The organism is Streptomyces sp. DT2A-34 (assembly GCF_030499515.1).
Taxonomy (GTDB): Bacteria; Actinomycetota; Actinomycetes; order Streptomycetales; family Streptomycetaceae; genus Streptomyces.
Map to the genome: position 1 here is coordinate 10,046,413 of NZ_JASTWJ010000001.1, position 24,975 is coordinate 10,071,387.

At 72.3% G+C, this 24,975-nt stretch carries 24 protein-coding genes and 7 pseudogenes; 17 read left to right on the forward strand and 14 right to left on the reverse strand.

The window, feature by feature from the left end:
- Positions 1 to 147 precede the first annotated feature (147 nt).
- The gene (locus tag QQM39_RS44880) at positions 148 to 660 is read left to right on the forward strand and encodes a pep a2 (RefSeq protein ID WP_302003321.1); all 513 of its coding nucleotides are present in this window, start codon (positions 148 to 150) and stop codon (positions 658 to 660) included.
- Entirely contained in the window at positions 657 to 2,801 is a 2,145-nt protein-coding gene (gene glgX / locus QQM39_RS44885; protein ID WP_302003323.1) for a glycogen debranching protein GlgX, read from the forward strand. The genes QQM39_RS44880 and glgX overlap by 4 nt, the downstream gene beginning before the upstream one ends.
- A 141-nt stretch (positions 2,802 to 2,942) precedes the next feature.
- On the opposite strand, the gene QQM39_RS44890 is transcribed toward glgX, so the two are convergent.
- On the reverse strand, positions 2,943 to 3,746 hold the full coding sequence (locus tag QQM39_RS44890) for a VOC family protein (RefSeq protein ID WP_302003325.1): 804 nt from the start codon (positions 3,744 to 3,746) through the stop codon (positions 2,943 to 2,945).
- A gap of 169 nt (positions 3,747 to 3,915) precedes the next feature.
- Between QQM39_RS44890 and QQM39_RS44895 the strand changes: the two genes are divergently transcribed.
- The gene (locus QQM39_RS44895) at positions 3,916 to 4,248 is read left to right on the forward strand and encodes an ANTAR domain-containing protein (protein WP_302003326.1); all 333 of its coding nucleotides are present in this window, start codon (positions 3,916 to 3,918) and stop codon (positions 4,246 to 4,248) included.
- A 15-nt stretch (positions 4,249 to 4,263) separates the two neighbouring features.
- Here the strand turns inward: QQM39_RS44895 and QQM39_RS44900 are convergent, their stop codons facing one another.
- Positions 4,264 to 5,055, reverse strand: a complete 792-nt coding sequence (locus QQM39_RS44900) for a SigB/SigF/SigG family RNA polymerase sigma factor (protein ID WP_302003328.1) — start codon at positions 5,053 to 5,055, stop codon at positions 4,264 to 4,266.
- 248 nt (positions 5,056 to 5,303) lie between these two features.
- Here QQM39_RS44900 and QQM39_RS44905 point away from each other — a divergent pair.
- Together QQM39_RS44905 and QQM39_RS44910 are read left to right on the forward strand one after the other, a co-directional pair.
- A pseudogene (locus QQM39_RS44905) lies at positions 5,304 to 5,752 on the forward strand (MarR family winged helix-turn-helix transcriptional regulator).
- 2 nt (positions 5,753 to 5,754) lie between these two features.
- Positions 5,755 to 6,396: pseudogene (locus QQM39_RS44910) on the forward strand (ATP-binding cassette domain-containing protein); the annotation flags it as partial.
- Here the strand turns inward: QQM39_RS44910 and QQM39_RS44915 are convergent.
- Together QQM39_RS44915 and QQM39_RS44920 are read right to left on the reverse strand one after the other, a co-directional pair.
- Positions 6,396 to 6,605, reverse strand: a pseudogene (locus QQM39_RS44915) (multidrug ABC transporter permease); the annotation flags it as partial. The pseudogenes QQM39_RS44910 and QQM39_RS44915 overlap by 1 nt on opposite strands.
- Positions 6,606 to 6,625: 20 nt before the next feature.
- Positions 6,626 to 6,838, reverse strand: a pseudogene (locus tag QQM39_RS44920) (ABC transporter ATP-binding protein); the annotation flags it as partial.
- Positions 6,839 to 6,843: 5 nt separating this feature from the next.
- Here QQM39_RS44920 and QQM39_RS44925 point away from each other — a divergent pair.
- Together QQM39_RS44925 and QQM39_RS44930 are read left to right on the forward strand one after the other, a co-directional pair.
- Positions 6,844 to 7,428 (forward strand): annotated as a pseudogene (locus tag QQM39_RS44925) (ABC transporter permease); the annotation flags it as partial.
- A 189-nt stretch (positions 7,429 to 7,617) separates the two neighbouring features.
- Entirely contained in the window at positions 7,618 to 8,139 is a 522-nt protein-coding gene (locus QQM39_RS44930) for a hypothetical protein (protein ID WP_302003329.1), read from the forward strand.
- 67 nt (positions 8,140 to 8,206) lie between these two features.
- Here QQM39_RS44930 and hemC read toward each other — a convergent pair whose 3' ends face one another.
- Both hemC and QQM39_RS44940 read right to left on the reverse strand, forming a co-directional pair.
- Positions 8,207 to 9,142, reverse strand: coding sequence for a hydroxymethylbilane synthase (hemC, locus tag QQM39_RS44935; protein ID WP_302003330.1), 936 nt, complete (start codon positions 9,140 to 9,142; stop codon positions 8,207 to 8,209).
- A gap of 17 nt (positions 9,143 to 9,159) precedes the next feature.
- Positions 9,160 to 10,386 carry an MFS transporter gene (locus QQM39_RS44940; protein WP_302003331.1) on the reverse strand — a complete coding sequence of 409 codons (1,227 nt, stop codon included), beginning with the start codon at positions 10,384 to 10,386 and terminating at the stop codon, positions 9,160 to 9,162.
- Positions 10,387 to 10,528: 142 nt separating this feature from the next.
- On the opposite strand from QQM39_RS44940, the gene QQM39_RS44945 reads away from it, so the two are divergent.
- Positions 10,529 to 11,548, forward strand: coding sequence for a DUF5937 family protein (locus QQM39_RS44945; RefSeq protein ID WP_302003332.1), 1,020 nt, complete (start codon positions 10,529 to 10,531; stop codon positions 11,546 to 11,548).
- Between the two features lie 102 nt (positions 11,549 to 11,650).
- Here the strand turns inward: QQM39_RS44945 and QQM39_RS44950 are convergent, their stop codons facing one another.
- The 3 genes and pseudogenes from QQM39_RS44950 to QQM39_RS44960 all read right to left on the reverse strand — a co-directional run bounded on the left by QQM39_RS44950 (position 11,651) and on the right by QQM39_RS44960 (position 14,387).
- Positions 11,651 to 12,427: an NPP1 family protein gene (locus QQM39_RS44950; protein WP_302003333.1), complete on the reverse strand. Its 777-nt coding sequence runs from the start codon at positions 12,425 to 12,427 to the stop codon at positions 11,651 to 11,653.
- Positions 12,428 to 12,622: 195 nt separating this feature from the next.
- Positions 12,623 to 13,603 carry an ATP-dependent DNA ligase gene (locus tag QQM39_RS44955; RefSeq protein ID WP_302003334.1) on the reverse strand — a complete coding sequence of 327 codons (981 nt, stop codon included), beginning with the start codon at positions 13,601 to 13,603 and terminating at the stop codon, positions 12,623 to 12,625.
- A gap of 101 nt (positions 13,604 to 13,704) precedes the next feature.
- Positions 13,705 to 14,387 (reverse strand): annotated as a pseudogene (locus tag QQM39_RS44960) (response regulator).
- A gap of 358 nt (positions 14,388 to 14,745) precedes the next feature.
- Between QQM39_RS44960 and QQM39_RS44965 the strand changes: the two are divergent.
- The 7 genes and pseudogenes from QQM39_RS44965 (at position 14,746) to QQM39_RS44995 (ending at position 18,623) form a co-directional block, all read left to right on the forward strand.
- On the forward strand, positions 14,746 to 15,396 hold the full coding sequence (locus QQM39_RS44965) for a TetR/AcrR family transcriptional regulator (RefSeq protein ID WP_302003335.1): 651 nt from the start codon (positions 14,746 to 14,748) through the stop codon (positions 15,394 to 15,396).
- 77 nt (positions 15,397 to 15,473) lie between these two features.
- Entirely contained in the window at positions 15,474 to 16,229 is a 756-nt protein-coding gene (locus tag QQM39_RS44970; protein ID WP_302003337.1) for a response regulator transcription factor, read from the forward strand.
- Between the two features lie 75 nt (positions 16,230 to 16,304).
- Positions 16,305 to 16,694: an iron chelate uptake ABC transporter family permease subunit gene (locus tag QQM39_RS44975; protein ID WP_302003939.1), complete on the forward strand. Its 390-nt coding sequence runs from the start codon at positions 16,305 to 16,307 to the stop codon at positions 16,692 to 16,694.
- Positions 16,695 to 16,746: 52 nt separating this feature from the next.
- On the forward strand, positions 16,747 to 17,277 hold the full coding sequence (locus tag QQM39_RS44980) for a MarR family winged helix-turn-helix transcriptional regulator (protein ID WP_302003339.1): 531 nt from the start codon (positions 16,747 to 16,749) through the stop codon (positions 17,275 to 17,277).
- A 129-nt stretch (positions 17,278 to 17,406) separates the two neighbouring features.
- A pseudogene (locus QQM39_RS44985) lies at positions 17,407 to 17,715 on the forward strand (helix-turn-helix transcriptional regulator); the annotation flags it as partial.
- 72 nt (positions 17,716 to 17,787) lie between these two features.
- Positions 17,788 to 18,168: a MauE/DoxX family redox-associated membrane protein gene (locus QQM39_RS44990; RefSeq protein ID WP_302003340.1), complete on the forward strand. Its 381-nt coding sequence runs from the start codon at positions 17,788 to 17,790 to the stop codon at positions 18,166 to 18,168.
- The gene (locus QQM39_RS44995; protein WP_302003341.1) at positions 18,165 to 18,623 is read left to right on the forward strand and encodes a peroxiredoxin; all 459 of its coding nucleotides are present in this window, start codon (positions 18,165 to 18,167) and stop codon (positions 18,621 to 18,623) included. The genes QQM39_RS44990 and QQM39_RS44995 overlap by 4 nt, the downstream gene beginning before the upstream one ends.
- 533 nt (positions 18,624 to 19,156) lie before the next feature.
- Here QQM39_RS44995 and QQM39_RS45000 read toward each other — a convergent pair.
- From QQM39_RS45000 to QQM39_RS45010, 3 genes are all read right to left on the reverse strand, one after another.
- Positions 19,157 to 19,591, reverse strand: coding sequence for a DUF2267 domain-containing protein (locus tag QQM39_RS45000; RefSeq protein WP_302003342.1), 435 nt, complete (start codon positions 19,589 to 19,591; stop codon positions 19,157 to 19,159).
- Between the two features lie 73 nt (positions 19,592 to 19,664).
- The gene (locus QQM39_RS45005) at positions 19,665 to 20,060 is read right to left on the reverse strand and encodes a DUF2267 domain-containing protein (protein WP_302003343.1); all 396 of its coding nucleotides are present in this window, start codon (positions 20,058 to 20,060) and stop codon (positions 19,665 to 19,667) included.
- A 100-nt stretch (positions 20,061 to 20,160) separates the two neighbouring features.
- Complete coding sequence (locus tag QQM39_RS45010; protein WP_302003344.1) at positions 20,161 to 20,592, reverse strand: Hsp20/alpha crystallin family protein; 432 nt, start codon at positions 20,590 to 20,592, stop codon at positions 20,161 to 20,163.
- A 128-nt stretch (positions 20,593 to 20,720) separates the two neighbouring features.
- Here QQM39_RS45010 and QQM39_RS45015 point away from each other — a divergent pair, with 128 nt between their 5' ends.
- Complete coding sequence (locus QQM39_RS45015) at positions 20,721 to 21,368, forward strand: type III effector protein (RefSeq protein WP_302003345.1); 648 nt, start codon at positions 20,721 to 20,723, stop codon at positions 21,366 to 21,368.
- A 93-nt stretch (positions 21,369 to 21,461) separates the two neighbouring features.
- Positions 21,462 to 23,798, forward strand: coding sequence for a SpoIIE family protein phosphatase (locus QQM39_RS45020; protein WP_302003346.1), 2,337 nt, complete (start codon positions 21,462 to 21,464; stop codon positions 23,796 to 23,798).
- Between the two features lie 17 nt (positions 23,799 to 23,815).
- Here the strand turns inward: QQM39_RS45020 and QQM39_RS45025 are convergent, their stop codons facing one another.
- Positions 23,816 to 24,250: a cupin domain-containing protein gene (locus tag QQM39_RS45025; protein ID WP_302003347.1), complete on the reverse strand. Its 435-nt coding sequence runs from the start codon at positions 24,248 to 24,250 to the stop codon at positions 23,816 to 23,818.
- 78 nt (positions 24,251 to 24,328) lie between these two features.
- Positions 24,329 to 24,946, reverse strand: coding sequence for a DNA polymerase ligase N-terminal domain-containing protein (locus tag QQM39_RS45030; protein WP_302003349.1), 618 nt, complete (start codon positions 24,944 to 24,946; stop codon positions 24,329 to 24,331).
- Between the last annotated feature and the right edge of the window lie 29 nt (positions 24,947 to 24,975).

Here is a 24,975-nt window from a genome sequence, read left to right on the forward strand (position 1 = left end):
CCTCAGGTGTGTGCTCCTGTTGCACGAATGGCGTACCAACCCCACCCTGGAGTGACTCAGAAGCGATCAGCGCTCACGCTCCGTGCTCGGGGCCCGTCCCGCAGGGGCGAGGAGAGCGGGAGCTTTCGCGGTGAGGAGGTAACGACGGTGAAGACCGCAGTGCCCTGCTACTACCACCTCGACGTGGAAGTCAGCCCCGAACGGGTGGGACAGGTCAGCCGAATTCTGGCCGCCCACCTCCGGTACTGGGACCTGGAGACGCTTGTCGAGCCCGTCCGCCACGGCACGGAGATGCTGCTGCGGGCCATCGACGAGCACGCGACGGACAAGAACACCTCCATCGAGATGTGGTGGAACGGCCAGCACCTCATCACCGCCATCGGCGACAACGACCGCGCCCTGCGCCCGGACCACGAACTGCGCGCCTGCCTGCAACACCTCGCCGCGGTGAGCGACGGCTGGGGCTGCTGCGCCACCGAGACAGGCAGCAAGATCATCTGGTTCTCGCAGCGCGCCCGCGCCGGCGAACGCGCCCCGCTCGTGCCCACGGCGCCCGCCCCCCACCTGCGGGAGGCCCTTCAGGTACCCCGCGAGGTGCCCGTCACCGCCGTGGCCGACGCGGCGGGCACCCGGGACGTCGTCCTGGAGGAGGCCCGGTGACCGTGCGACGACGTGGCAAAGGGGTGCCGGCCTGGAGCGGGCACCCCTACCCGCTGGGAGCCGTCTTCGACGGACAGGGCACGAACTTCGCCCTGTTCAGCGAGGTCGCCGAACGCGTCGAGCTCGTCCTCGTCGACGACAAGGACCGGCACAGCGTCGTAGAGCTGACCGAGGTCGACGGCTTCGTATGGCACGGCTATCTGCCCGGCGTCGGACCCGGTCAGCGCTACGGCTACCGCGTCCACGGCCCCTGGGACCCCGGCCTCGGCCACCGGTGCAACCCGGCGAAGCTGCTGCTCGACCCGTACAGCCGGGCGGTGGACGGCCAGGTGGACAACCACGCCTCCCTCTTCGAACGCACCCCGGGCGCCCCGTCCCCGGCCGACAGCGCCGGGCACACCATGCTCGGCGTGGTGACCGACCCGCACTTCGACTGGGGCGACGACCGTCCGCTGGGGCGGCCGTACGCCGACACCGTCATCTACGAGGCGCACGTACGGGGCCTGACCCGCACCCACCCCGACGTCCCGCCGGAACTGCGCGGCACCTACGCCGGACTCGCGCACCCCGCTGTCGTCGAGCACCTGACGAACCTCGGGGTGACCGCCGTAGAGCTGATGCCGGTGCACCAGTACGTCCAGGACGGCGTGCTGCTCGACCGGGGCCTGTCCAACTACTGGGGCTACAACACGATCGGCTTCTTCGCGCCGCACAACGACTACGCCGCCCACGGCACCCGCGGCCAGCAGGTCGACGAGTTCAAGTCGATGGTGAAGGCGCTGCACGCGGCCGGCCTCGAAGTGATCCTCGACGTGGTCTACAACCACACCGCCGAGGGCAACGAGCGCGGCCCCACCCTCTCCTTCCGCGGCATCGACAACGCCTCGTACTACCGCCTCGTCGACGGCGACTGGGCGCACTACTACGACACCACCGGCACCGGCAACAGCCTGCTCATGCGCCACCCCTACGTGCTCCAGCTGATCATGGACTCGCTGCGCTACTGGGTGACCGAGATGCACGTCGACGGCTTCCGCTTCGACCTCGCGGCCACGCTCGCCCGCCAATTCCACGAGGTGGACCGGCTCTCGGCGTTCTTCGACCTCATCCAGCAGGACCCGGTGATCAGCAGGGTCAAGCTGATCGCCGAGCCGTGGGACGTGGGGGAGGGCGGCTACCAAGTGGGCAACTTCCCGCCGCTGTGGTCCGAGTGGAACGGCAAGTACCGCGACGCCGTACGGGACTTCTGGCGCGGCGAGCCCGGTTCGCTCGGCGAGTTCGCCTCCCGGCTGACCGGCTCCTCCGACCTCTACGCGCACAGCCGGCGCCGACCGCGCGCCAGCGTCAACTTCGTGACCGCGCACGACGGGTTCACCCTGCGCGACCTCGTCTCCTACAACGACAAGCACAACGAGGCCAACGGCGAGGGCAACCGGGACGGCGAGAGCCACAACCGGTCCTGGAACTGCGGCGCCGAGGGCGAGACCCGCGACCCGGCCGTCCTGCGACTGCGCGCCCGCCAACAGCGCAACTTCATCGCCACGCTGCTGCTCTCGCAGGGCATCCCCATGCTCGGCCACGGCGACGAACTCGGCCGCACCCAGCGCGGCAACAACAACGCCTACTGCCAGGACAACGAGGTCTCCTGGATCGACTGGCGGCTCACCGACGACCAGCGTGACCTTGCCGGCTTCACCCGCTACGTCATCGCGCTGCGCGCCGCCCACCCCGTCCTGCGCCGCCGCCGCTTCTTCCAGGGAGAGACGCCCACCCACCCCGAACAACCGCTGCCCGATCTGCTGTGGCTGCTCCCCGACGGACGCGAGATGACCGACGAGGACTGGCAGCGCTCCGACGCCCACTCGGTCGCCGCCTTCCTCAACGGCGACGCGATCGCCGAACCCGACTGGTGCGGCGAGCCCGTCGTGGACGACTCGTTCCTGCTTCTGCTCAACAGCTACTGGGAGCCGGTGGAGTTCCGCCTGCCGGACGCCACCTACGGCGATCGCTGGACGACCTTGATCGACACGGCCGAACCACAGGGCCCTCCGGACGAGTCGGAACACAAGGCAGGCACCCGCGTCCTGGTCGAGCGCCGCAGCCTACTGCTCCTCACGAGACCGTCTCGGCAGCGCCCCTGAAGGGGCGCGGGGCTGTATCGATATGCGGCTCCGCCGCGTGGGCGCGACCAGCCACAACACAGCCGCAGCCACAACACAGCCGCAGCCACAACACAGCCGCAGACGACCACCAACACACCGCGCCCCCCGTAGTCGCACCCTCTACCGGGCCCGCCGCGACGTCACCGTGAACTGCGCCCCGTCGGGATCACGCAGCACAGCCTCCTCGCTCCCCTTCGACAGCACGCTGCCCCCATGCAGCTCCGCCGCCCGCGCACACCCCGCCACGTCGGCGACCGCGAAGTGAACCTGCCAGTGCGGCCGGATCGTCGGATCCGGCGCCGCTTCCAGCGCACCCGACTCGATCCGCGCCACGACGTCGCCGCCGCTGCGCAGCACGACCTCCCCGCCCTCGTAGCGGACCTCGCAGCACCCGGGCCGCTCCGTCGCCCAGTCCAGGACCTCGCCGTAGAACATGGCGGCGTCGAAGGCGTCGCGGGTGTGCAGGCGGATGAAGGTGGGCGCCGCGCGCCGCCAGGTCTCCCAGCTGGAGTGCAGCTCGCCCTCCCAGACGCCGAAGGTCGCGCCGTCCCGGTCGGCCAGCAGCGCCGCACGTCCGGGCGGCAGGGAGAGCGGTCCGACGGCCGAGGTGCCGCCGCGCTCCTGTACGCGCGCCACGGCCTCGTCCGCGCTCGGCACGGCGAAGTAGGGCGTCCAGGCGACGGCCATCTGCCACATCGTGGCGACCGCCGCGACCCCGGCCACCGGAATCCCGTCGGCCAGAGCCACCCAGAAGCGGTCACCGAGCTTGGCGGGCCGCCAGCGCCAGCCCAGTACGGCCGAGTAGAACTCGTGGGTGGCCTCGAGATCGCGGCTGGTCAGGCTCACCCAGCAGGGTGCGCCGAACACGGAGTGTGTGGACACGACGTCGGTCGTGCCCGTGGGGTTTCTCGCAGCGTCGTTCATGGCAGTCGCGTCCTGGCTCTCGCGCGACCGGCGGCCACCGGTCTCCTCCCAGTGTCCAGCCGGATCCGCTCCGGGGCCTGTCGAGTTACCTCCGGCGTGGCGCCGAAACGGCCGAGGCGGACCCTCCGCTTCACTGGCACACGGGGGGCGAAGCGGCGAGGATGGAGGCGTGGCACCCGTACCGCACGAGCCCGCAGACGAGACCGACCGGATCCTCGAGCTGCAAGAGGAAGTCGACCAGCTCAAGGAGGCGGTCGTCTCGCACGCCGTCGTGGACCAGGCGATCGGCATGGTCGTCGCACTCGGCCGGGTGTCGCCGGAGCAGGGGTGGGCCGTACTGAAGGACGTGTCCCAGCACACGAACATCAAGCTCCGCCACGTCGCGGAACTGATTCTCCGCTGGGGCCGGGACGGCGAGATGCCGCCCGAAATCAGCGTCGAGCTCGAAGAGGCCCTCGAACGTCGTGGCCCGACGCAGATTCCGGGATCGGCCCAGGACTGACTCATCCCTTCGGGTTCAACGGACTTCCACGAGCATTTCGTCGCGCAAATGGGCGAAGCAGCCGCTCAGCAACCGGGAGACGTGCATCTGCGAGATGCCGAGCTGCTGCGCGATGCGGCTCTGGGTCATCCCGCCGAAGAAGCGGAGGTAGAGGATGGTCCGCTCACGCTCCGGAAGCCGCTGCAGGCACGGGCTGACGGTCACCCGGTCGACGACGACGTCGTACGCCGGATCGGGACCGCCGAGCGCGTCGCCCAGCGCGTAACCGTCCGTGCCGGGCATCTCCGCCTCCAGCGACAGCGCGGAGAAGCACTCCAGGGCCTCCATGCCGGTGCGCACCTCGGCCTCGGTCAGATGCGCGTGCTCGGCGATCTCCGACACGGTGGGCACCCGGCCCGGGGTCTGCTGCGACAGCTCCTTCGCGGAGCTGCGCACCCGGTTGCGCAGGTCCTGGACCCGGCGCGGCACGTGCAGCGTCCACATGTGGTCGCGGAAGTGCCGCTTGATCTCGCCGGTGATGGTGGGCACCGCGTACGCCTCGAAGGCGTGGCCGCGTGCCGGCTCGTAGTGGTCGACGGCCTTCACCAGTCCCAGGGCGGCCACCTGGTACAGGTCCTCGAGGGACTCACCGCGCCCCTTGAACCGGACGGCGATCCGCTCGGCCATGGGCAACCAGGCCTGAACCAGATCGTCCCTGAGCGCCTTGCGTTCCGGCCCGTTCGGCATTCCCACGAGCCGGTCGAACGCTTCCGCGGTGTCAGGGGCGTCGTCGTGCGGATGCTGCTTCGTTCTGGTGGTGGCACTCATCCGAGCGCACCTCCTCAGCAGGTGCTGACTGGACAGACACCGTGGGAGGCGCGGAGTCGGACCTCAGGAGGACACCCTGGAGCCCGGTGGGCCGGCTCCCACGGACGTGCCTCCTGTCCGAAGCACATATGGGTGGATTCCCCCCTGAAAGCGCATCTGAAACAAATTTCGTGAATGCGACTTCATGTCACCGTCGAATGACTCTGTGTTGGCGGAGAAACGGGCTCGCCATTGCCCTCCCTTGGTCCATGACGCAGGAGACCTTCCCGGAGGAGCCGGCCGACGCGCTCGTCGGGGTCCAGCGACTGATCCGGCGCAGGCTGCGGCGGGAGATGCCCGCCCCGCAGCTGCCCGGTGCCGAGGTGGAGCTGTTGCGGCTGGTCGTGGAGCGGCCCGGCATCGGGATCTCGGACGCGGCCAAGGAGCTGTACCTGGCGGGCAATTCGGTGTCGACGCTGGTCAACCAGCTGGCCCGGCAGGGCCATCTGGTCCGCGAGACGGACCCGGCCGACCGGCGCGCCGCCCGACTGCTGCCACCCCGGCGGCCGAGGCCCGGCTCGGCGAGTGGCGCAAGCGGCGCGCCGATCTCGTACGACGCCAGGTGTCCGGCCTCGACGAGGCGGACCGGGAGACGCTGCCGGCGGCGATCCCGGCGCTGCGCCGACTGGCCGGCACACTGCGCGAGGAGGCGGAGTGAGCATGAAACGAGACGTCGCCGAGGCGGTGACCTGCACCGGGCTCGCCTGCTCCTTCGGTGAGACCAACGCGGTGGACGGGCTCGACCTGACGGTGCGGCAGGGCGAGGTCTTCGGCCTGCTCGGCCCCGACGGCGCCGGAAAGACCACGGCCATCCGCTGCATGACCACCCTCCTGCCGGTACCCGCCGGCATGGTCCACGTCTTCGGGTACGACGCCGCGGGCGACCGTATGGCGGTGCGGCGTCTGCTCGGCTACGTCCCGCAGCAGCTGTCCGCCGACGCGAGCCTCACCGGCCGCGAGAACGTCGCCCTGTTCGCCCGCGTCTTCGACGTGCCCCGCCGCGAACGCGCCGAACGGGTCGGCCAGGCCCTGGCCGCCGTCGGTCTCACCGACGCCGCCGACCGGCTCGCCGGCACCTACTCCGGCGGCATGGTCCGCCGCCTCGAACTCGCCCAGGCCCTGGTCAGCGCGCCCCGCCTGCTGATCCTCGACGAACCGACCATCGGCCTCGACCCGATCGCCCGCACCGGCGTGTGGGAGCACATCGGTGCCGTCCGCGCCGTCACCGGCATGACGGTCCTGGTCACCACCCTCCCCCAGAGGGGGACCCCCAACATGGACGAGGCCGACCAGTACTGCGAGTAGGGGACGCCCTCGCTGGGGATCGCCCTGAGCCGGGTGAAGGTCTGGCCGAAGATCAGCAGCCAGAGGGCGGGCTGGACCGCGCGGGTGTACAGCTCGGTGCGGTCGCGGCGCAGCTTCTGCAGCTCCACGACGCACATCGCCAGGACGCGGGCGGGCAGCAGCCGCCAGCCGGGGCGGGGTTCGGGCGGCCGTAGCAGCAGGTCGATGCCGTGGGCGGGGTCCCGGTCAGCCGACGCGGCGTGCGGCGGGTGCTTCGGACATCGCGGAAGTCTCCTGAACTCTCGTCGAGTCTGCTGCCGACGATGTCGCCCTCCAGCGTGGGCAGCGGGTCGGTGTCGGCCGCCCCCGCGGCACGCCGACGGGTGCCGAGCCCTTCCCTGAGCTCGGTCGGGGTGCCGAGGGCCCGGATGCGGCCGCGGTGCATCAGCCCGACCCGGTTCGACCTATCTGGCCCCCGGCAACATCGCCCAGTCCGCGATGTTCATCGCCGTCTTCCACGGCATCCAGATCATCTGGGAACGCGACGCCGGCATCCTCAACAAGCTCCTGGTCACCCCGACCCCGCGCTCCGCCCTGATCACCGGCAAGGCGTTCGCGGCCGGGGTGAAGTCCCTGGCCCAGGCCGTCGTCGTGATCGTCCTCGCCGCGCTGCTCGGCGTCGCGCTGACCTGGAACCCGCTGAAGCTGCTCGGCGTCGCCGCCGTCGTCGTCCTCGGACCGGCGTTCTTCTCCTGCCTGTCGATGACCATCGCCGGCATCGTCCTCAGCCGCGACCGGCTGATGGGCTTCGGGCAGGCCATCACGATGCCGTTGTTCTTCGGCTCCAATGCCCTCCACCCGCTGTCCGTGATGCCGGGCCGGCTCCAGGCGGTCGGCAAGGCCGACCCGCTCAGCTACCAGGTCGACGCCCTGCGCGGCCTCCTCCTCGGCACCCCGGCCCACCTCGCGCTCGACTTCGCCGTCCTGCTGGTGGCCGCCGTGCTCGGCATCGCCGCGGCCTCCTCGCTGCTGGGCCGGCTGGCTCGCTGATCTTGGTGGGCAACGTGATGTGCGGCACGTGGCCGAACGCGGCCGTCAGGCCAGAAAGCGGATTCTTCCTGCCCACGGCTTGATCGGTGATCAAGGGGGCGAATGGGCTGGCCACCGCGCATTCTGCTCATTTGACAGTGCACTCGGCGCAAAGATAGGAAGCAGCTCTCTGAGGTCGAGAGGTGGACTGTGTACGAGCCGAACGTGGTCGGGGACTGGCACGAGTACGACGAGCATGCCGGTTTGCGTGTCCGCGTCCACCGCCTGGAAGCCGCCGAGCCGCCGCGCGGACGGGACGACGCCGCCGAAGGCCTGACGTACTTCAGGGTCCGCGTCACCGTCGAGAACCGCGGCGAGCGGCACCTCGGCATCCACCTCGAGGACGGTCAGATCGACGTGCGGATCGGCCGTGAAGGCGAGGCGGCGTTCATCGACTGGCGCAACTCGCAGTTCATCGAGGGCTTCGACGTCTACCCGCTGCGCCGGGCCACCGCCGTGCTGTACGCGGCGGGCCCGGAGGCGAGCCTGAGCCAGGTCGACGTGCAGATCCAGCTGCGCGTCGAGGAGGAGTGGGCCGACCGCCGGCTGTGGACCGGCGGCCTCGGGCTGCAGGAGAACTCCGTCGGCGCCCACGCCGCCACCCTGCGCGACGGCCTCGCGCTCCAGGTGAGCAACTTCCTGCGGGACCAGGCCGAAGAGGGCACCGCCTGACGCGGAGCGTCTCGGTGGGGCGCCGTCCGACGCGGCAGCGCCCTTCGTGCCCGAGGTCCCCGAGGCCTCAGTGCGGGATGCCGTCGATGATCTCCCGTGCCCCCTGACGCAGCAGCGCGACCGCCACCGACGTACCGAGCGTGGCCGGGTCCAGTCGGCCGGCCCACTCGTGGGCGTTCAGCCGCGTCTTGCCGTCCGGAGTGAACACACAGGCCCGCAGGGACAGTTCGCCGCCCCGGTCCACGCGCGCGTACCCGGCGATCGGGCTGTTGCAGTGCCCCTGCAGGACGTGCAGGAACATGCGCTCGGCGGTGGCCTCCCGATAGGTGTCCGGGTCACCGAGGCCGCTGACCGCGTCGATGAGCTCGGTGTCGCCCTCCCGGCACTGCAGCGCGAGGATGCCCGCGCCGATCGGCGGCATCATCACCTCGGGGGAGAGGACCTCGCTGATCACGTCACGCCGGCCGATGCGCTCGAGGCCGGCCACCGCCAGCAGCAGCGCGTCCGCCTCGTCGGCGGCCAGCTTCTCCAGCCGCCGGTTGGCGTTGCCGCGGAACGGTACGCACTGCAGGTGCGGGTGGGTGGCGGCCAGCTGGGCGACGCGGCGGACCGAGGAGGTGCCGATCCGGGTCCCCGCCGGCAGCTCGTCCAGCGTGAGTCCCCCGGGATGGATGAGGGCGTCCCGGACGTCGTCCCGCTTCAGGAACGCGGCGAACGTCGTGCCCGCGGGCAGCGGCCGGTCGGCGGGGACGTCCTTGACGCAGTGCACGGCGAGATCGGCCTCGCCCGCCAGCAGCGCCGCGTCCACCTCCTTGGTGAACGCTCCCTTGCCCTCGACCTGGGACAGATCGCCCATCCACTTGTCACCGGTCGTCTTCACGGGCACGACCTCGGTGCGCACACCGGGGTGCAGGGCCGCCAACTCGGCGCGGACACGCTCCACTTGGGCGAGCGCCATGGGCGAGTCACGGGAGACGATACGGATCAGTTCAGGGACGGACATGCGGACACGATAGACCGTCACAACCCCGCGTCCGTACGGTACCGCCCCATTCCCGCCCGGCCCTTGCCGCCCGCCCCGTCCTCGACGCCCGCCCGCACCGGCCGGATCAGCACCGCCAGCGCCGCCACCGTCAGCAGCCCCCCGACCAGGAACGTGCCGCGCACCCCGACCACGGGCAGCAGTACGCCCCCGAGCAGCGCACCGGCGGCGATGCCCACGTTGTAGGCGGCCGAGTTGGCCGCGAGGGCCGTCTCCGTGCGACCCGGCGCCACCTGGAGAACCCGGCTCTGCGACGCCATGAAGGTGGTCGCGACCGAGGCGCCGAGCAGCATGATCAGCACGACGCACGCCACCGGGACATGGCCCGTCGCGTAGAGACCGAGCAGCGCCACCGCCTGGGCCGCCACCGGCACGGCCAGCGTGGCCCGCGGAAAGCGGTCGAGGAGCGGACCGACCACGGTGACCCCGGCCAGCGCCGCCCCGCCGAACGCGAACAGCACGCCGCTCACCGCGTCCTCGCCCAGCCCGCTCACCTCGTCGAGGAAGGCGACGACGTAGGTGAACCCGGCGAAGAAACCGGTCACCGACAGGGCGCTGACGGTCAGCACGACGTAGAACCCGCGCCGGTCGGGGGCGGCCCCGTACACGGAGTGGCCGTCCTCCGGGCGGGACGAGGGCAGCAGGACGCCGATGGTCACGAGCGAGATGAGCGCGAGTACCCCGAGCAGCACGAACGGCGTCCGCCAGCCGGTGTGCCCGCCCAGCCAGGTTCCCGCCGGCACCCCGGCCACCGTGGCCAGGGAACCGCCGACGGACAGCAGCCCGATGATCCGCCCCCGGCGCTCGGGCGGAAACAGCCCGACCGCGACCGGTCCCATCACCGCCCAGAACAACGCCTGCGCCATCGCCGTCGCCACCCGCGCCGCGAGCAGCAGCCCGTACGACACGCCTCCCAGCGCCGACACCCAACTGGCCACGGCGAGCAGCCCCAGCAGCCCCGCCAGCAGATACCGGCGTGGCAGCGACCGGGTGGCATGGGCGAGGGGCAGCGACACGACAGCCACGGTCAGGCCGTACCCGGTCACCAGGGCGCCCACGGCCGCCAGCGAGACCCGCAGGTCGTCCGCCATGAGCGCGAGCAGGCCGATCGGCAGGTTCTCGGTGGTGTTGAACGTGAACGCCGCCAGCATCAGCGCCGCGACGACGGCGGCACGCCGCCAGGGTGCCGGACGTGGGCTGCCCATCCATCCGCCTTTCCGAGAGGGGGAGTCGGGGCAAGCATGCCGGTCGGCGGCGTGCGCCTCTACTCTTTCGGTCCAGGACGAATCCTCGGGCCGGCACGAGGCTTTCGATCCGGACGAATCGCTGCTCACGACGGGGGTCGCCATGCCGCTCGCCCTGCACCTCGGCACCGACGACCTCACGCGCTGCCGGTTCGCGATCTCGCCGCTGTGCCAGACCCACGAGGCGCTGCGCCTGCTCCGCCGGCCCGCCCGGCACGGCTACCACCAGGGCTGGTTGCGCCGCATGCGCCGTACGGTCGCCGGCCTCGACCTGGCACCGCTGTGGCTGTTCATCCCACCGCCCGGCGGCTACACCCCGGACTTCCTGGGACCGCCGCCGCAGGAGCCGTATCCCTCGATCGAGGACGAGTTGGCGCGGATGCGCGCCACGGACCCCGACCTGGCCCACGCGGAGATGAGCCGCTCGCTCGGCTTCACCCCGGGACTCGCCGAGTCACCCCAGGGGCGTGCCGCGCTCGACGACCCGGCCGCCACCGTACGGCGCCTGGCCGACCTCACCGAACAGGCCTCGTACGCCCTGCTCGCACCGGACTGGCCGCGCCACCGCGCTGTTCTGGAGGCGGACGTCGCGTACCGCTCGCGCAGGGCGGCGGACGCCGGGCTCGACGCGCTGCTCACCGGACTGCATCCATCCGTCGACTGGGCGGGCCACACCCTCACGCTGCGCGAGTACAGCGATGTGCCGGACGCCCAGACACCCGACGGCAGAGGGGTGTTGCTCATGCCGAGCGTGTTCGTGTGGCCGGACGTGGTCAGCGGCTTCGCCCGGCCCTGGCAGCCGACCGTCATCTACCCCGCCCGAGGCATGGGCCGCCTGCACAGCGTCCCCGCACGGCGCCCGGCGGAGGCACTCGCCAGGCTGCTCGGCCACCAGCGCGCCGCCCTCCTCGCCGACCTGACCACCCCGTCCTCGACGACGGACCTGGCCCGCCGTCACGGCCTGGCCCCCTCCACCGTGTCGGCCCACCTCTCGGTCCTGCGCGAGGCCGGCCTGCTGGAGTCCCGGCGTCAGGGCCACTACGTGCTGTACGGCCGAACGGCCCTGGGCGACGCCCTCGTCGACCGGGACGTCGACGGGGACGTCGGACCGGCGGCCGGCTGACACCGACCGCGCGCAGCACGGCCGCGCGGGGCCCCGGAGAGGTCCGGGGCCCCGCGCTCGCTCAGGTGGCCGGGCCCTGCTGCCCGAGCCCGAAGGGGCTGATCAGGCGTACGGGTCGAACGTGATGCCGGACGGCTTCGCCGACGCCAGGTGGTTCGCGAAGTTGGCGTCCTTCAGGCCGAAGTTGGCGCTGCCGAAGTCGTACGCGACCAGCTTGTCGCGCACGCCCGACGGGTAGCCGTTCCAGCCGACCAGCGGCGGGTACTGCCAGGTGCCCTTGTGGTTCTCCGGCGGTTCGTCGCCCGAGCCCGCGAGGCGGAAGCAGTGCGTGCTGACGCCGTCCTTGTGGTACACGATCTTCGCGTGCGTGCCGTCGAAGCGCACCGAGGACGCGGCGCTGATCGTGAACGAGCCGTGGTTGGACGTCGAGACGTACTGCACCGCGTTGTTCTGCACCCACACCACGACATGCTCCCAGTCGTGCCGGTGCCCGCCGATGCTGCTGCCCGCCACGGCCTGGTCCTTCTCGAAGTACAGGCCGTACATGTAGGCGCACCAGCCGTTGTTGCACTTGTAGCGGGAGTAGCCGTTGGTGTTGTCGAGGTCCGAGGCGTCACGGCAGTCGCCGCTGAGCGAACCGGTCGGGTTGAGACCGCCGTTGACGGTTCCGTCCGGGCCAATGGCGGGGGTGGAGTAGCAGCCGTCGGTGTCGTAGTCGTAGGCCGGCTGGTACGTGCTCTCGGCCGTGTCGGCGTTGGCGGGCAGCGCCGACGGCGGGGCCGCGAAAGCCACGGCGGGGAAGGCGATGACGAGGGCGGCAGCACCGGCGAGACCGGTGAGCCATCTCCTGCGGTGGGTGCGGAACGCCAGTGACGACACTGCGTCCTCCTCCTGGTTCGGGCGCAGCCACAACGGCTGTGGGGGAAAGGCAGTTCAGGGTCCTGCCTTTTCACTTCCGTGCCAAGAGTCACGGGCGTACCGGTGGTAACGATCAGCGCAACAGTTGGGGCGCGTTGAACCCATCAAGAAGGCACGAGCGCGGTCCCGTTCGAAGCTGCAGGGGCTGAAGCCGCGTCACACACTGTCGTCCGGCAGGTCGGCCGCCGCGTCCTCCGGTGCGAGGTCGGGCCTGAGCCGCAGCCAGGACGGCTGGCGCAGCATCCCGGACCGGGTGCGGACGCTGTAGCGGACCTCGCCGACCAGCCGGGGCAGCACCCAGTGCGCACCGGCCACGCGCGGGGCGGGGGCGAAGGGGCAGGTGTCCGTCTCGGACGCCCGCAACAGCTCGGCCAGCCGCGTCCGTTCGGCCTCGCTCCAGCCGGTGCCCACGCCGCCGACGTACCGCAGACTTCCGGCCGCGCGCTGTCCGACCAGCACCGCTCCCGGCAGGCCCGTGAGCCGTCCCTTGCCGGGCAGCCAGCCCCCGACGATGACGTCCTCCGTGCGCATGTTGCGGATCTTGATCCAGGCGCGGGAGCGCACCCCGGGCTCGTACACCGAGTCCAGCCGCTTGCAGACGAGCCCCTCCAGACCGTGTTCGAGCGTCGCTCGCAGGGCCTCGGCGCCGTGCCCGACCAGCGCGCCCGGCGTCGACCAGAACGGCCCGCTCAGGCCCAGCTCCTCCAGCCGCCCGCGCCGCCGGGTGTAGGGCAGCGTGAGCAGGGAGCGGCCCGCCAGGTGCATCACGTCGAACAGCACCAGATGGACGGGGGTCTGAGCCGCCATCCGCGCGGCCCGTGTCGGCGCGTGCGCCAGGCCCATGCGGGACTGCAGCAACTGGAAGTCGGCGCGCCCCTGTTCGTCCAGCGCCAGGATCTCCCCGTCCAGTACGGCGCCCGTGGTGCCGAGCGCGCTGCCCAGCGGCCGCAGTTCGGGATAGGCGGCCGTGATGTCCTCGCCGGAACGGGCGCGCAGCAGCAGGCTGCCGTCGCCTTCCAGATAGACCACCGCGCGCTGGCCGTCCTGCTTGGTCTCGTACGCCCAGCGCGCGTCCTGCGCGGCGGGCGGCAGGGTGCCGGGCGTGGCGAGCATGGGAGGGATCAGCGGCAGACTCACGGGTCAGTTGTCGACGGTCCCGCCCGCCGCCACGCACCCCCGCCGTCGTTTTCCCCTGAACGGCGGCCGAGGCGTCTGTCCCCCGAACAGCGCAAGGGCGGTCAGCCGTTCCCCTTCGGCGGCACGGCCCGCACCAGACCCGACTGGTAGGCCATGACGACGAGTTGGGCACGATCGCGGGCGCCCAGCTTCGTCATGGCACGGTGGACATGGGTGCGCACGGCGGGCTGACGAAGAGCTTCTCGGCGATCTCCTCGTTGGAGTGCCCCTCGGCCACCCAGGCCATGACCTCCCGCTCCCGGGCGGTGAGGGCGGCGAGGTCCTCGGGCGCGGCCGACTGCGAGCTCTCGGCGGGAGAGGCCAGGAACCGTGTGACCAGCGTGCGGGTCGCGGTGGGGGAGAGCAGGGACTCGCCGGCGGCCACGGTCCGGATGCCGTCCAGCAGCACGTCCGCGGTGACGTCCTTGCCGAGGAAGCCGCTCGCCCCGGCGCGCAGCGCCTGCGCGACGTACTCGTCGATCTCGAACGTGGTGAGGATCAGCACGCGCACCGCCGCGAGGTCCGGATCCGCGCAGATCGCGGACGTGGCGGCCAGTCCGTCGGTGCCGGGCATGCGGATGTCCAGCAGCACCAGGTCGGGGCGGTGGGCTCGGGCGAGGTCGACGGCCTCGGCGCCGTCGGCGGCCTCACCGACCACCTCCATGTCCGCGCAGGAGTCGATCAGGATCCGGAAGGTGGCCCGCAGCAGGGCCTGGTCGTCGACGAGCAGTACGCGGATGGTCATGGGGGTCTTCCGGTTCCGGAGCGGTCGGTGCGGGTGCGGGTGAGGCAGGGTGCGGTGCGGTGGTGACGAACGAGAGGTCTTCGCGCCCCGGACATCTGCCAGGAGCCATCTGCCAGGGTCCAGGGAACAGCCCGCCACGTCGTCGTGCGTCTGCCGACAGTCGCCGGTACTCGGAACGCAGTACGCGCCACGGGCAAGGTCATCCCCGAGGGGGAGCAGGGCCCGTCCTCACCACACGCACGGCAGCTCCACCGCATCGTTCAATCACGTGACTTAGATTGTAGGAGTGCGAACCCGCGACGGCTCGAGGGACTGGTCGTCGCAGGGGGTGTTGGGAAGTCCCGGTGCGGTGGTGATCATGGCGAGCAGGACTTTGCGCGAGGAACAGGTCAACGCGACCCGGGAGCTGCTGCTGACCGCGGCCGAGCGGCTCTTCGCCGAACACGGCGTGTACGCGGTGTCCAACCGCCAGGTCAGCGAGGCCGCGGGGCAGGGCAACAACACGGCGGTCGGCTACCACTTCGGCACCAAGGCCGACCTGGTCCGCGCCATCGTCCGGCGGCACGCCACGCGCATCGAGGACATCCGCGCCCGCCTGGTCGCCGACCTCGCGGACCCGGACGACCTGCGCGGCTGGGTGGACTGCCTCGTCCGCCCGGCGCTCGAACACCTCGCGGCACTCGGCAGCCCCACCTGGTACGCGCGGTTCTGCGCCCAGGTCGTCGCCGATCCGGCGCTGCACCGGATCATGGTCGAGGAGGCCCTTACCTCCCCGGCTCTCCAGGAGATCATCGAGGGGTTGAACCGGTGCCTGCCCGACCTCCCCGCCGAGGTCCGCGCCGAACGCGGCGAGATGGTCCGCCACCTGGTCGTCCACGTGGCCGCCGAGCGTGAGCGCGCCCTCGCCGAGAACACCTCCACCCCCCGGTCCAGCTGGGACGACGCCGCCATGGGCCTCGCCGATGCCGTCGTCGGCATGTGGCTGGCACCCGTCTCACCCGGCCGCTGACGGCGCCGCACAAGGAGTACGACCGTGAAAACGACTCCGGGCCAAGGCCGCCGTCGCGGCGCCGGACGGGGCCGGTCATGAGCCCTCGGCAGACGGCCGCGCCCCTGGACGGTGCCCCCGGCGACAAACCCGCCCTCGCGCGCGGCGCCGGCCAGCACGTCCTGGTCGTCGCGGCCGAGCCCGACGTCGCCGAACTGGTCTCGACCACCCTGGAGTTGGCCGGCTACCGGATCAGCCTCACCGGCACCGGCGCCGAGGCGCTGGCCCGCGTCGCGCGGCACCGTTTCGACCTGGTGGTCCTCGACACCACCCTGCCGGACTTGGTGAACCTCGGCCGGGAGCGCCGACCCGCCCTCCCGCACCGCCCGCCCGTCCTCCTCCTCACCGAGTACGACCACCTGCACCGGCTCGTGCCCGAACTCGGCCTGGGGGAGCGGGACTACGTCACCAAGCCGTTCCGGGTGGCCGAAGTCCTCGCCAGGATCCAGGTGCTGCTGCGCGGCCCTCGCCCCGGCCCGCCCAGAGGCAACCCGCTGGAGTACGGCGACCTGGTGCTGGACGACACCGTGTGCCGGGCCCGACGGGGGATGCGGGCGCTCGACCTCACGCCGGCGGAGTACCGGCTGCTGCGCCACCTCCTGGGCAACGCGCACCGGGTGCTGTCCAAGGAGCAGATCGGCCGCTACGTCTGGGGCGACCACCGCGGCGACAACGCGATCGAGCAACTCGTCTCCCGCCTGCGCCGCAAGGTGGACCGGGACGACGACCCGGCGCTGATCCACACGCGCCGCGGCTTCGGGTACTGGCTGGGCCGGGCCGAGAGCGGTTCCTGACGCCCGGTGGGGGGAGTCGGCCAAGCAGGGCGGTGCGGTGTGTGCCGGAGGCCTGCGCTCGGCCCGGTGGCGCTGATGCCGGTCGTCCTCGGGGCCGCCAGGCGCCTGACCCTGCTCGAGATGGGCGACGACACGGCCGACGCGCTCGGCGTCCCGCCCGAGCGCAGCCGACTTGTGCCGCCGTGCGCCGGGACGGGGCTCACGGCCATGGCGGTCGCCGCCGCAGGGCCGGTGCCGGTCGTCGCGATGGCCGCACCCCGACTCGCCCGCCGCGTCACCCGGGCCGCCGGCCCCGACGTCCTGCCGGCCGCGTGGACGGGCGCGCTCCTCGTGTCCGCCGCCGACCTGGCCACACAGCGCGTCACCGGGTCGGCCCTCCCGCCGGCCGGCGTGGTGACGGGCGTGGCCGACGGCGCGTATCCGGCCTGGCTGCTGCGGAAAGAGCGCAGGGCGGGCGCCGTGTGAACACCCACCCCAAATTAGTTGAGTTACGCAACTAAATGGTAAAGTGGTCCCCATGTCGACACCGCCGCTCCCCGAACTCCTCGACACGCCCGCGTCCCCGGAAGTGATCGAGATAGAGCGAGCGCTCACCCGCATCACCTACCTGAGCACGCGCGCCCGGCAGCACGAGCGGCTCATGGCCCTGGCCGGTGTGCCACTGGACCGGGCCGCCGTGGCGCTGCTGCGCCAGGTCGCCGACTCGGAGTCGCTGCGCCCCGGGGAACTGGCCGCCCGGCTCGGTGTGGAGGCCTCGCACGTCACGCGTACGGTGCAGCAGCTGCAGAAGTCCGGCTACGTCACCCGCGTCCCCGACCCCCGGGACCGCCGCGCCCAGCGCATCGAACTCACCGAGGCCGGCCGGCAGGCCGTCGCCCGCGTGCGTGAGGCCGGCGCCCGCGGCATGCAGCTCGCCCTGACCGAGTGGACCCCCGAGGAACTGGGCCAACTGTCCACCCTCTTCCACCGCATGGTCGACGACTTCCTCGCCCACGCCATCGACGAGGACACCGAACCGCAGCCGACGGCACCGGCCGACACCGCCTGACCGAACCGCTCGGGCACCGGTCATGACGACGCCGTGCGCGGGCGCTGCCCGGACGGGCCCGGGGCCGGGGCGGCCCCGCCGGGCGGCGCCGGCTCCCGGAGCCCGGACAGCAGCAGCCGTCCCAGCGCCCGCCTGGCCGCGGTCCGCGCGCTCGTCCACCCCGACCCGCGCACCCCCGCCACCCTCGCCGCCGTGACAGGGGCCGGCGGGCGCACCCTCAGCCGGCTCTTCCGCCACGAGTTCGGCATGACCTTCCCGCAGTGGCGCACCCAGTCGCGCCTCTACCGCACACTGCGGCTGCTCGCCGAGGACACGCCCGTCACAACCGTCGCCCACCGCTGCGGCTGGTCCTCCGCCAGCGCCTTCATCGACGCCTTCCGCCGGTCCTTCGACTACACGGCCGGAACCCACAATCGCCGCACCGAGCAGGGCCGGTGACGGCCGGGGCGCGTGCCGGGCCGTTGTCTACCCTCCGGTAGCATCCGGCGGCAGGTCACCCTAGGAGGATCCGTGCCCCGGTCCGAACGTTCGCCCCTGCTGCTCGCCGGCCTGCTGGCCACCGCGGGCGTCGCCCACTTCGCCGCCCCACGGCAGTTCGACGCGACCGTGCCGCGCTCCCTGCCGGGGACGCCCCGGACCTGGACGTACGCCAGTGGCGTCGCCGAACTCGCGCTCGCGGCCGGGGTGGCGCTGCCGCGCACCCGCAAGGTCGCCGCACTGGCCACGGCGGCCTTCTTCGTCGGCGTGTTCCCCGCGAACGTGAAGATGGCCGTCGACTGGCGGCACCGCCCCGCCCCGCAGAAGGCCGCCGCCATCGGCCGACTGCCCCTGCAGATCCCCCTCGTGCTGTGGGCCCGCGGGGTCGCGAAGAGTGCGGCGACCCAGGCATGAGCACACAGCTGAAGGTCGGCGACAAGGTCGAGGACTTCGCGCTGCCGGACGAGACCGGCACCACCCGCAGCCTCACCGGGCTGCTCGCCGAAGGGCCGGTGGTGCTCTTCTTCTACCCCGCCGCCCTCACCCCGGGCTGCACCGCGGAGGCCTGCCACTTCCGCGACCTCGCCGCCGAGTTCGCCGCCGTCGGAGCCCGGCCCGTCGGCATCAGCGGTGACGCGGTCGAACGGCAGCAGGAGTTCGCCGACCGGCACACCCTCGGCATCCCGCTGCTCTCCGACGCGGACGGGACGGTCCGGGACCGCTTCGGCGTGACACGCGGCTTCTCGCTGGCCCCCACCAAGCGGGTCACCTTCGTCATAGGGCAGGACCGCACGGTCCTGGAGATCGTCCGCAGCGAACTCCGCATGAACACCCACGCCGACCGGGCCCTCGCCGCACTGCGCAAGTGAGGGCGCGGGGGCGTGAGGCGACTTCGGTCCGATGCCCTGTACGGGTGGGCAGCGTGACGTGCCGGGCAGTGGCGGGAGGAGTGCCGCCTGACGCGGCGCCTGGCGGCCGTCCAGGGCGGTAGGGCGGGCCGGGGGTGCCCGGAGGGAGGGACCCGCGGGGTGGCCCGCGCCGTGCGGGCCTCGACGCCGTCCTCAGCACTCGGCGCCTGCCAGGGGCCGCCGCGGCCTTCCCCCTCGGCGCCACCACGGTGACTGCGGCGCTCGGCGGCGAGCGGGCGCACGCCCGTCTGGTCGCCGGTGCGAAGTGCCGGCCCCCGGCCTGGAGCCTGCCGGGCCGACGCCTTCAGCGAACCGCCCGGCATGCCAGGGCTTCGCAGCCCCGGCGCCGGGCGGGAAGGGGAGCCACGTACCGCCGGCCCGGTGCGAGCGGGCCCGGACCAGGGCAAGAGCACCGCTCCGACGCGAACGGCGGCCGGAAGGACGCGGCCCGTGGGCCCGCTCGGCCGCCCTCGCGAGCCCGGGAAGCCGCAGGGTCAGGCGGCTTGGGTGAGTTCGGCGCGGCCGAACAGGAGCGCGTAGCCGGAGGGGAGTTGGTGCAGGATGCGGGTGAGCAGTTCGGGGCCGGCCAGGGCGGCGACGGTGGCGAGGACGGAGCCGGTGTCCCAGCGGGTGGTGGCCAGGGTGGCGCCGGTTCGGGCGGCGAGGTCCTTGACGAAGGCCCAGCCGGTCAGCGGCTGGGTGTCGGGGATCTGTTCGGTGAGGACGCGTGCGGCCTCGAGGGGCAGCCGGGCGGCCAGTTCGACGCGTTCGTCGCCGGTCAGCTGGCGCCCGAGCCCCGCCACGACCAGGCGGACGGCTTCCTCGGCCCGTTCCCGGGTGGGGTAGGCGCCTTCGTAACGGACCTTCTCCAGCATGTGCTCGAACGTCATCGCGCAGGAGTGCTGGAGCGGTGCACGCCGGTCGGACATCACTGCGGTGTTTGCCTTTCTGTCGTTGTGGGGTTGCCGGTGCCCGCCGTGGGCGAGGCGGACACGCGGCCGGTCAGGTGGGCTGGGGTCGGCCGAAGAGCAGGTCGTAGCCTGCGGGGAGCTGGAGCAGGATCTGGTTGAGCAGGTCGTCGCCGGCCGAGTCGGCGACCGTGCTGAGGACGGCGCCGACGTCCCAGGTCGCGGTCCGGTCGGTGGCTCCCTCGATCCAGGCCGCCGTCGCCCGCACGAACCGCTCCGGGGACAGCGGTTCGGTGCTCTGCAGCGGGTTGAGCAGGATCAGGGCGAAGTCTTCCGGCAGCCGTGCCGCCAGCTGGGCACGCACCTCGCCGACCAGGTGTGCGCCCAGCAGGGCGAGCACCACGCGGGCCGCGCGTTCCGCTTCCTGCCGGCTGTCGTACTCTCCGCGTTCCCTCACACGGTCCAGGAACGCGTCCCATCGCAAGGTCACGTCGGCCGCCACCCTTCTTGAGCCCGGCGGGCGCGGAGGACGGGGGAGTCCCGGACCAGGTGCCCGTCCTCCGCCGCTGATCGGCCCGGGTCGCCCCGGGTCAGCCGGAGATTTCCTTGCGGGAGGAGTCCCCGCCGATGGCGATCTTGCGGGGTTTGGCACGCTCGGCGATCGGGATGCGCAGGGTCAGCACCCCGGCGTCGTAGTCGGCCTTGATGTGCTCGGTGTCCAGCGTGTCGGCCAGCACGATCTGGCGGGAGAAGACGCCCAGCGGCCGCTCCGACAGTTCCCTCTGGACGTCGTCGGCCTTCGTCACGGGTCGGCGCTCGGCCCTGACGGTCAGCATGTTCCGCTCGACGTCGATGTCGATCGCTTCCGTGCTGACGCCTGGAAGGTCGAAGGCCACCACGTACTCGTCACCCTCGCGGTAGGCGTCCATCGCCATCGTGGACGGCCGCGTCCAGGTGCCCGGGCTCATCAGCTGCTGAGTCAGCCGGTCGAGTTCGCGGAAGGGGTCGGTGCGCATCAACATCGCGAAACACCTCCAAAAGGTTCGGGCAGTACCTGCCAATGCGCCTCGCTGAAACCGTTGTAACATGTCATCCAATGGATGACAAACATGATGTCGTCGAAAGGATGACAACCCCGAGAGAGGTGCCCATGGCAGCAGCCGACCAGCCGGCCTCGTCCAGCGCCGGCAGCCTGACCCCGGCCTCGTTTCTCGCCGCCGCGGCGGCCCTGGAAGCCATCGGCAACGCTCTGCACGCCGCCCAGCACGAGCCCCCCGCCCCCTCCGACGCCGAGTACACCGGCCCGGAGCAGGCCCTGGCCTCCCTCCTGCTGCTGCGGCAGATTCGCGAGCAGCTCGCCGGATGGGAGACCGGGCTGATCGAGACAGCCCGCGACGCCGGCGCCAGCTGGGCCGACCTCGCCCATCCCCTCGGTGTCGCCAGCCGCCAGGCCGCCGAACGCCGCTACCTGCGCAACCGGCCCGGCCCCGCCGGCACCACCGGCGAACAACGCGTCCAGGCCACCCGTGAGCGTCGCGCCGCCGACCGCAACATCGCCAACTGGGCCCGCCGCAACGCCGCCGACCTACGCCGCATCGCCGGTCGGATCACCGCCCTCACCGACCTCCCCGCCGCCGCCCGTCACCCGGTCGGCCAACTTCACGCGGCCCTCGCCCAGGACGACCCCGCCGCCCTCCTGCGCCCCCTCGACGCCACCCGCCCCCACCTGACGCCCGCCCATCCCGACCTCGCCGCCGAACTCGACACCCTCACGAACTCGTCCACCACGCCCGACTGACGACCGCACGGCGACCCGCACGCGAGCGATCAGTCACTGACCGATCGGGCAGCGCGGTTGATGCGGTGCGGCTCAGGACTCATCCTGGACGACATGGAGCACGTCTCCGCTGCGGCGATCATTGATGCCCACGGTGTCGTCACCGGGTGGAGCGAGGGCGCCCGGCGGCTGACGGGGCTGACGGCCGAGGACGCCCTGGGACGGCCGGTGCGCGAGCTGCTCGCCGAGCAGCCGCCGCCCGAAGCCGTGGCCGCGCTGGCCGGCACCGCCGTGGTGCGGCACCGGGACGGCTCGCCCGTCGCCCTGAACGTGACGGCATGCGTCCTGCTCGGCGACGACGGCGAGCCGGGCGGATACGTGATCACCACCGTGCCGTCCGGCCGGGCCGAGCCCACCCTCGCGGAGCAGGCCTTCCAGCAGGCGTCCATGTCCATGTCCGTCTTCGACACCGACCAGCACTACCTGCGGCTCAACGAAGCCGCCTGCAAGGTCATGGGCGTACCCGAGGAGGTCCTGCTCGGCCGCCCCTTCCCGGAGACCGTGGAGGACGAGGTACACAGCCGGGGCTTTCTGTGGCATCTGCGCCAGGTCGCCGAGACGGGCAGGCCGCTGCGCTACGAGAGCTTCACCGGCGCCCCGGCCCTGAACCGGGAGCACGCCTGGACCACCGACATGTGGCCGGTGCGGGACTCCTCGGGCCGGCTGGTCGGGACCGCGCTGGCCGCGTTCGACAGCACCGAGCAGTACTGGGCGCGGCAGCGGCTGGCCCTGCTGAACGAGGCGGCGGCCACCATCGGCACCACCCTGGACCTGGTGCGCACGGCGGAGGAGATGATCGCGGTCATGGTGCCCCGGTTCGCCGACTTCGCCAGCGTGGACCTGTTCGACTGGGTGCTGGGCGCGGAGGAGGCGCCGGTGCTGGCCGGCGCCGAGATCGCGCTGCGCCGTGTCGCCCACGGCTCCGGCACCGAGGGCACCCCGGAAGCGGCCGTGCACCTGGGCGAGGTGGACTTCTACCCGCCGTTCTCGCCGCCCGCACGGGCCGTCCTGGACGGCCAGGTGGTCCTCAGCCAGGCGGGTGAGCCGGCGTTCATGCGCTGGGTGGCGGAGCGCAACGCGCGCGCTCCGGCCGGCCGGCGCCACCGCGTCGGCGCCCACTCCATGATGGCGGCGCCGCTGCGGGCCCGCGGCACCACGCTCGGCGTCGTGGTGGCCGTGCGCATCAGGCAACCCGACGAGTACGTCGCCGACGACGCCGTCTTCGCCGAGGAACTCGCCAGCCGGGCCGCCGTCTGCATCGACAACGCCCGCCGCTTCGACCGGGAACGCAGCACGGCGCTGGCCCTGCAGCACAACCTGCTGCCCCGGGGCCTGCCCGGGCAGGCGGCCGTAGAGGTGGCCCACCGCTACCGTCCGTCCGGATCGCAGGCCGGCATCGGCGGCGACTGGTTCGACGTGATCCCGCTGTCCGGCGGCCGTGTCGCCCTCGTCGTCGGCGACGTCGTCGGACACGGCATCCCGTCGTCGGCAACCATGGGCCGCCTGTGCACGGCCGTACGCACCCTCGCCGACGTGGACCTGCCGCCCGACGAACTACTCACCCACCTGGACGACCTGGTCACCCACCTGGCCGGGGAGGACAGCGAGGAGGTCGCCGAACTGGGCGCCACCTGCCTGTACTCCGTCTACGACCCCGTCTCCCGCCGCCTCACCCTGGCCGCCGCCGGCCACCCACCACCGGCCCTCGTCCTGCCCGACGGCACCACGCAGGTCATCGAGATGAGCGCGGGGCCCCCGCTGGGTGTCGGCGGGCTGCCCTTCGAGGCGGTGGAGGTGGAGCTGCCCGAGGGCTCCCTGGTCGCCCTGTACACGGACGGCCTCATCGAGGACCGCGACCGCGACATCGACCATGCCATCGCCGAACTGTGCCGCGCGCTGACCGCGCCCGCCGAGACCCTCGACGCCCTGTGCGACACCGTGCTGAAGGCCGTCCTGCCGGAGGACCCCAGCGACGACGTCGCCCTGCTGCTGGCCCGCACCCGGGCCCTGGGCGCGGACCGCATCGCCACCTGGGACGTACTGCCGGACCCGGAGCACGTGGCGGCCACCCGGCAGGCCACCACGGAGCAACTGACAGCCTGGGGACTGGACGAGGCCGCCTTCGTCACCGAACTCGTCGTCAGCGAACTCGTCACCAACGCCATCCGGTACGGCGCAGCCCCCATCCAGCTCCGCCTGATCCGCGACCGCACCCTCATCTGCGAGGTCTCCGACGGCAGTTCCACCTCCCCGCATCTGCGCCGGGCCCACGCCTACGACGAGGGCGGCCGCGGACTGCTGCTGGTCGCCCAGCTCACCCAGCGCTGGGGGAGCCGGCAGACCGGCAGCGGCAAGACGATCTGGGCCGAACAGCCGCTGCCGCCGGTGTGATCACCCCCATGCCGCGATCACTGGAACGGGCAGCCCGGGTTCGGCGCGTCCTGGGAGAACGGCGCGCCGTGCGGCAGCACATAGAGCACGTCGAGGACGACCGCCGTGTCCCCCAGGTTGCGGCCTATGTGGACGTTCCCGGGGCCGGCCGGTTCCTGGATGAAACTGCCCTGCGGGTAGACGCCGTCGGAGGCACAGGTGGAGTCGTAATGGCTGAGCGTGCCCTGCTGGGTGAAGGCGTACAGTGGCCCGTCGTGGTAGTGCCAGCCGGTGGCCTGACCCGGCGGAATGGTGATCTCCCGCAGGATGTAGTCGGTGTCGCCGACGGTCTTCTGACTGATCGTCCGTGCGGTGACGCCGGGCCCGGGCGGAGTCGCCTGGGCGGGCCCGGCGACGAAGACGGTGGCGGCGGCCACGGCGCCGGTGACGGCGGTGCGGAGCGCGGTGCGCATACGAGGAGCCTCCTACGGCGAGAGCGGATGTCGCCGTGAACATAGAGGCAGAGAGCGGTAGTTGAGGCCGGAACCGAATCATCCGCCGGAATTTCCGGCGTCCGCGGCGACCTGCGCGAGCGTGCGCCCGGTCCGCACCGAACGGGCCCGGTACGGGTCGGGCGTGCCGTGCCCGCGTGCCCGGCCCTTGCGGGCCTTCACCAGCAGCCACGCCTCCCGGTCACCGCCTTGCCCGTCGCGGATCCGGGTGAGCGCGTACTCGCCGTGCAGCTTCGACCCGCTCAGCCGGAACGTGGCATGACCGCGCTCGAGCGACTCGCCGAAGTCGACGGCCCGCCCCGTGCGGTCATGGCTCATCGGCTCGTACGTGCCGTTGTCCCAGACGATCACCGTGCCGCCGCCGTACTCGCCCTTCGGGATCACGCCCTCGAACTCCTCGTACTCCAGCGGATGGTCCTCGGTGGGCATGGCGAGCCGCTTGTCGTGCGGATCGTCGGAGGGCCCCTTCGGCACCGACCAGGACTTCAGTACGTCGTCCACCTGGAGCCGGAAGTCGAAGTGCAGGGTGCGGGCGTCATGGATCTGCACCACGAACCGCGGTTCCTGGCCGGAGACCGCCGCACGCCCCCGCGGCTCCCCGGTCCGCCCGAAGTCACGCTTGCCGTGATAGTCCCGCAGCCGGTCCTTCTCACCCACGAGGGCCTCCTTCCCGAGCGTCCCGAGTA

Excerpts from the sequence above, each read along its gene's own strand:
- QQM39_RS44890 (WP_302003325.1), bottom strand. The coding sequence starts at position 3,746 with ATGAACGACGCTGCGAGAAACCCCACGGGCACGACCGACGTCGTGTCC.
- QQM39_RS44900 (WP_302003328.1), bottom strand. The coding sequence starts at position 5,055 with ATGAGTGCCACCACCAGAACGAAGCAGCATCCGCACGACGACGCCCCT.
- hemC (WP_302003330.1), bottom strand. The coding sequence starts at position 9,142 with ATGTCCGTCCCTGAACTGATCCGTATCGTCTCCCGTGACTCGCCCATG.
- QQM39_RS44940 (WP_302003331.1), bottom strand. The coding sequence starts at position 10,386 with ATGGGCAGCCCACGTCCGGCACCCTGGCGGCGTGCCGCCGTCGTCGCG.
- QQM39_RS44945 (WP_302003332.1), top strand. The coding sequence starts at position 10,529 with ATGCCGCTCGCCCTGCACCTCGGCACCGACGACCTCACGCGCTGCCGG.
- QQM39_RS44965 (WP_302003335.1), top strand. The coding sequence starts at position 14,746 with ATGGCGAGCAGGACTTTGCGCGAGGAACAGGTCAACGCGACCCGGGAG.
- QQM39_RS44970 (WP_302003337.1), top strand. The coding sequence starts at position 15,474 with ATGAGCCCTCGGCAGACGGCCGCGCCCCTGGACGGTGCCCCCGGCGAC.
- QQM39_RS44975 (WP_302003939.1), top strand. The coding sequence starts at position 16,305 with ATGCCGGTCGTCCTCGGGGCCGCCAGGCGCCTGACCCTGCTCGAGATG.
- QQM39_RS44980 (WP_302003339.1), top strand. The coding sequence starts at position 16,747 with ATGTCGACACCGCCGCTCCCCGAACTCCTCGACACGCCCGCGTCCCCG.
- QQM39_RS44995 (WP_302003341.1), top strand. The coding sequence starts at position 18,165 with ATGAGCACACAGCTGAAGGTCGGCGACAAGGTCGAGGACTTCGCGCTG.
- QQM39_RS45000 (WP_302003342.1), bottom strand. The coding sequence starts at position 19,591 with ATGTCCGACCGGCGTGCACCGCTCCAGCACTCCTGCGCGATGACGTTC.
- QQM39_RS45010 (WP_302003344.1), bottom strand. The coding sequence starts at position 20,592 with ATGTTGATGCGCACCGACCCCTTCCGCGAACTCGACCGGCTGACTCAG.
- QQM39_RS45015 (WP_302003345.1), top strand. The coding sequence starts at position 20,721 with ATGGCAGCAGCCGACCAGCCGGCCTCGTCCAGCGCCGGCAGCCTGACC.
- QQM39_RS45020 (WP_302003346.1), top strand. The coding sequence starts at position 21,462 with ATGGAGCACGTCTCCGCTGCGGCGATCATTGATGCCCACGGTGTCGTC.
- QQM39_RS45025 (WP_302003347.1), bottom strand. The coding sequence starts at position 24,250 with ATGCGCACCGCGCTCCGCACCGCCGTCACCGGCGCCGTGGCCGCCGCC.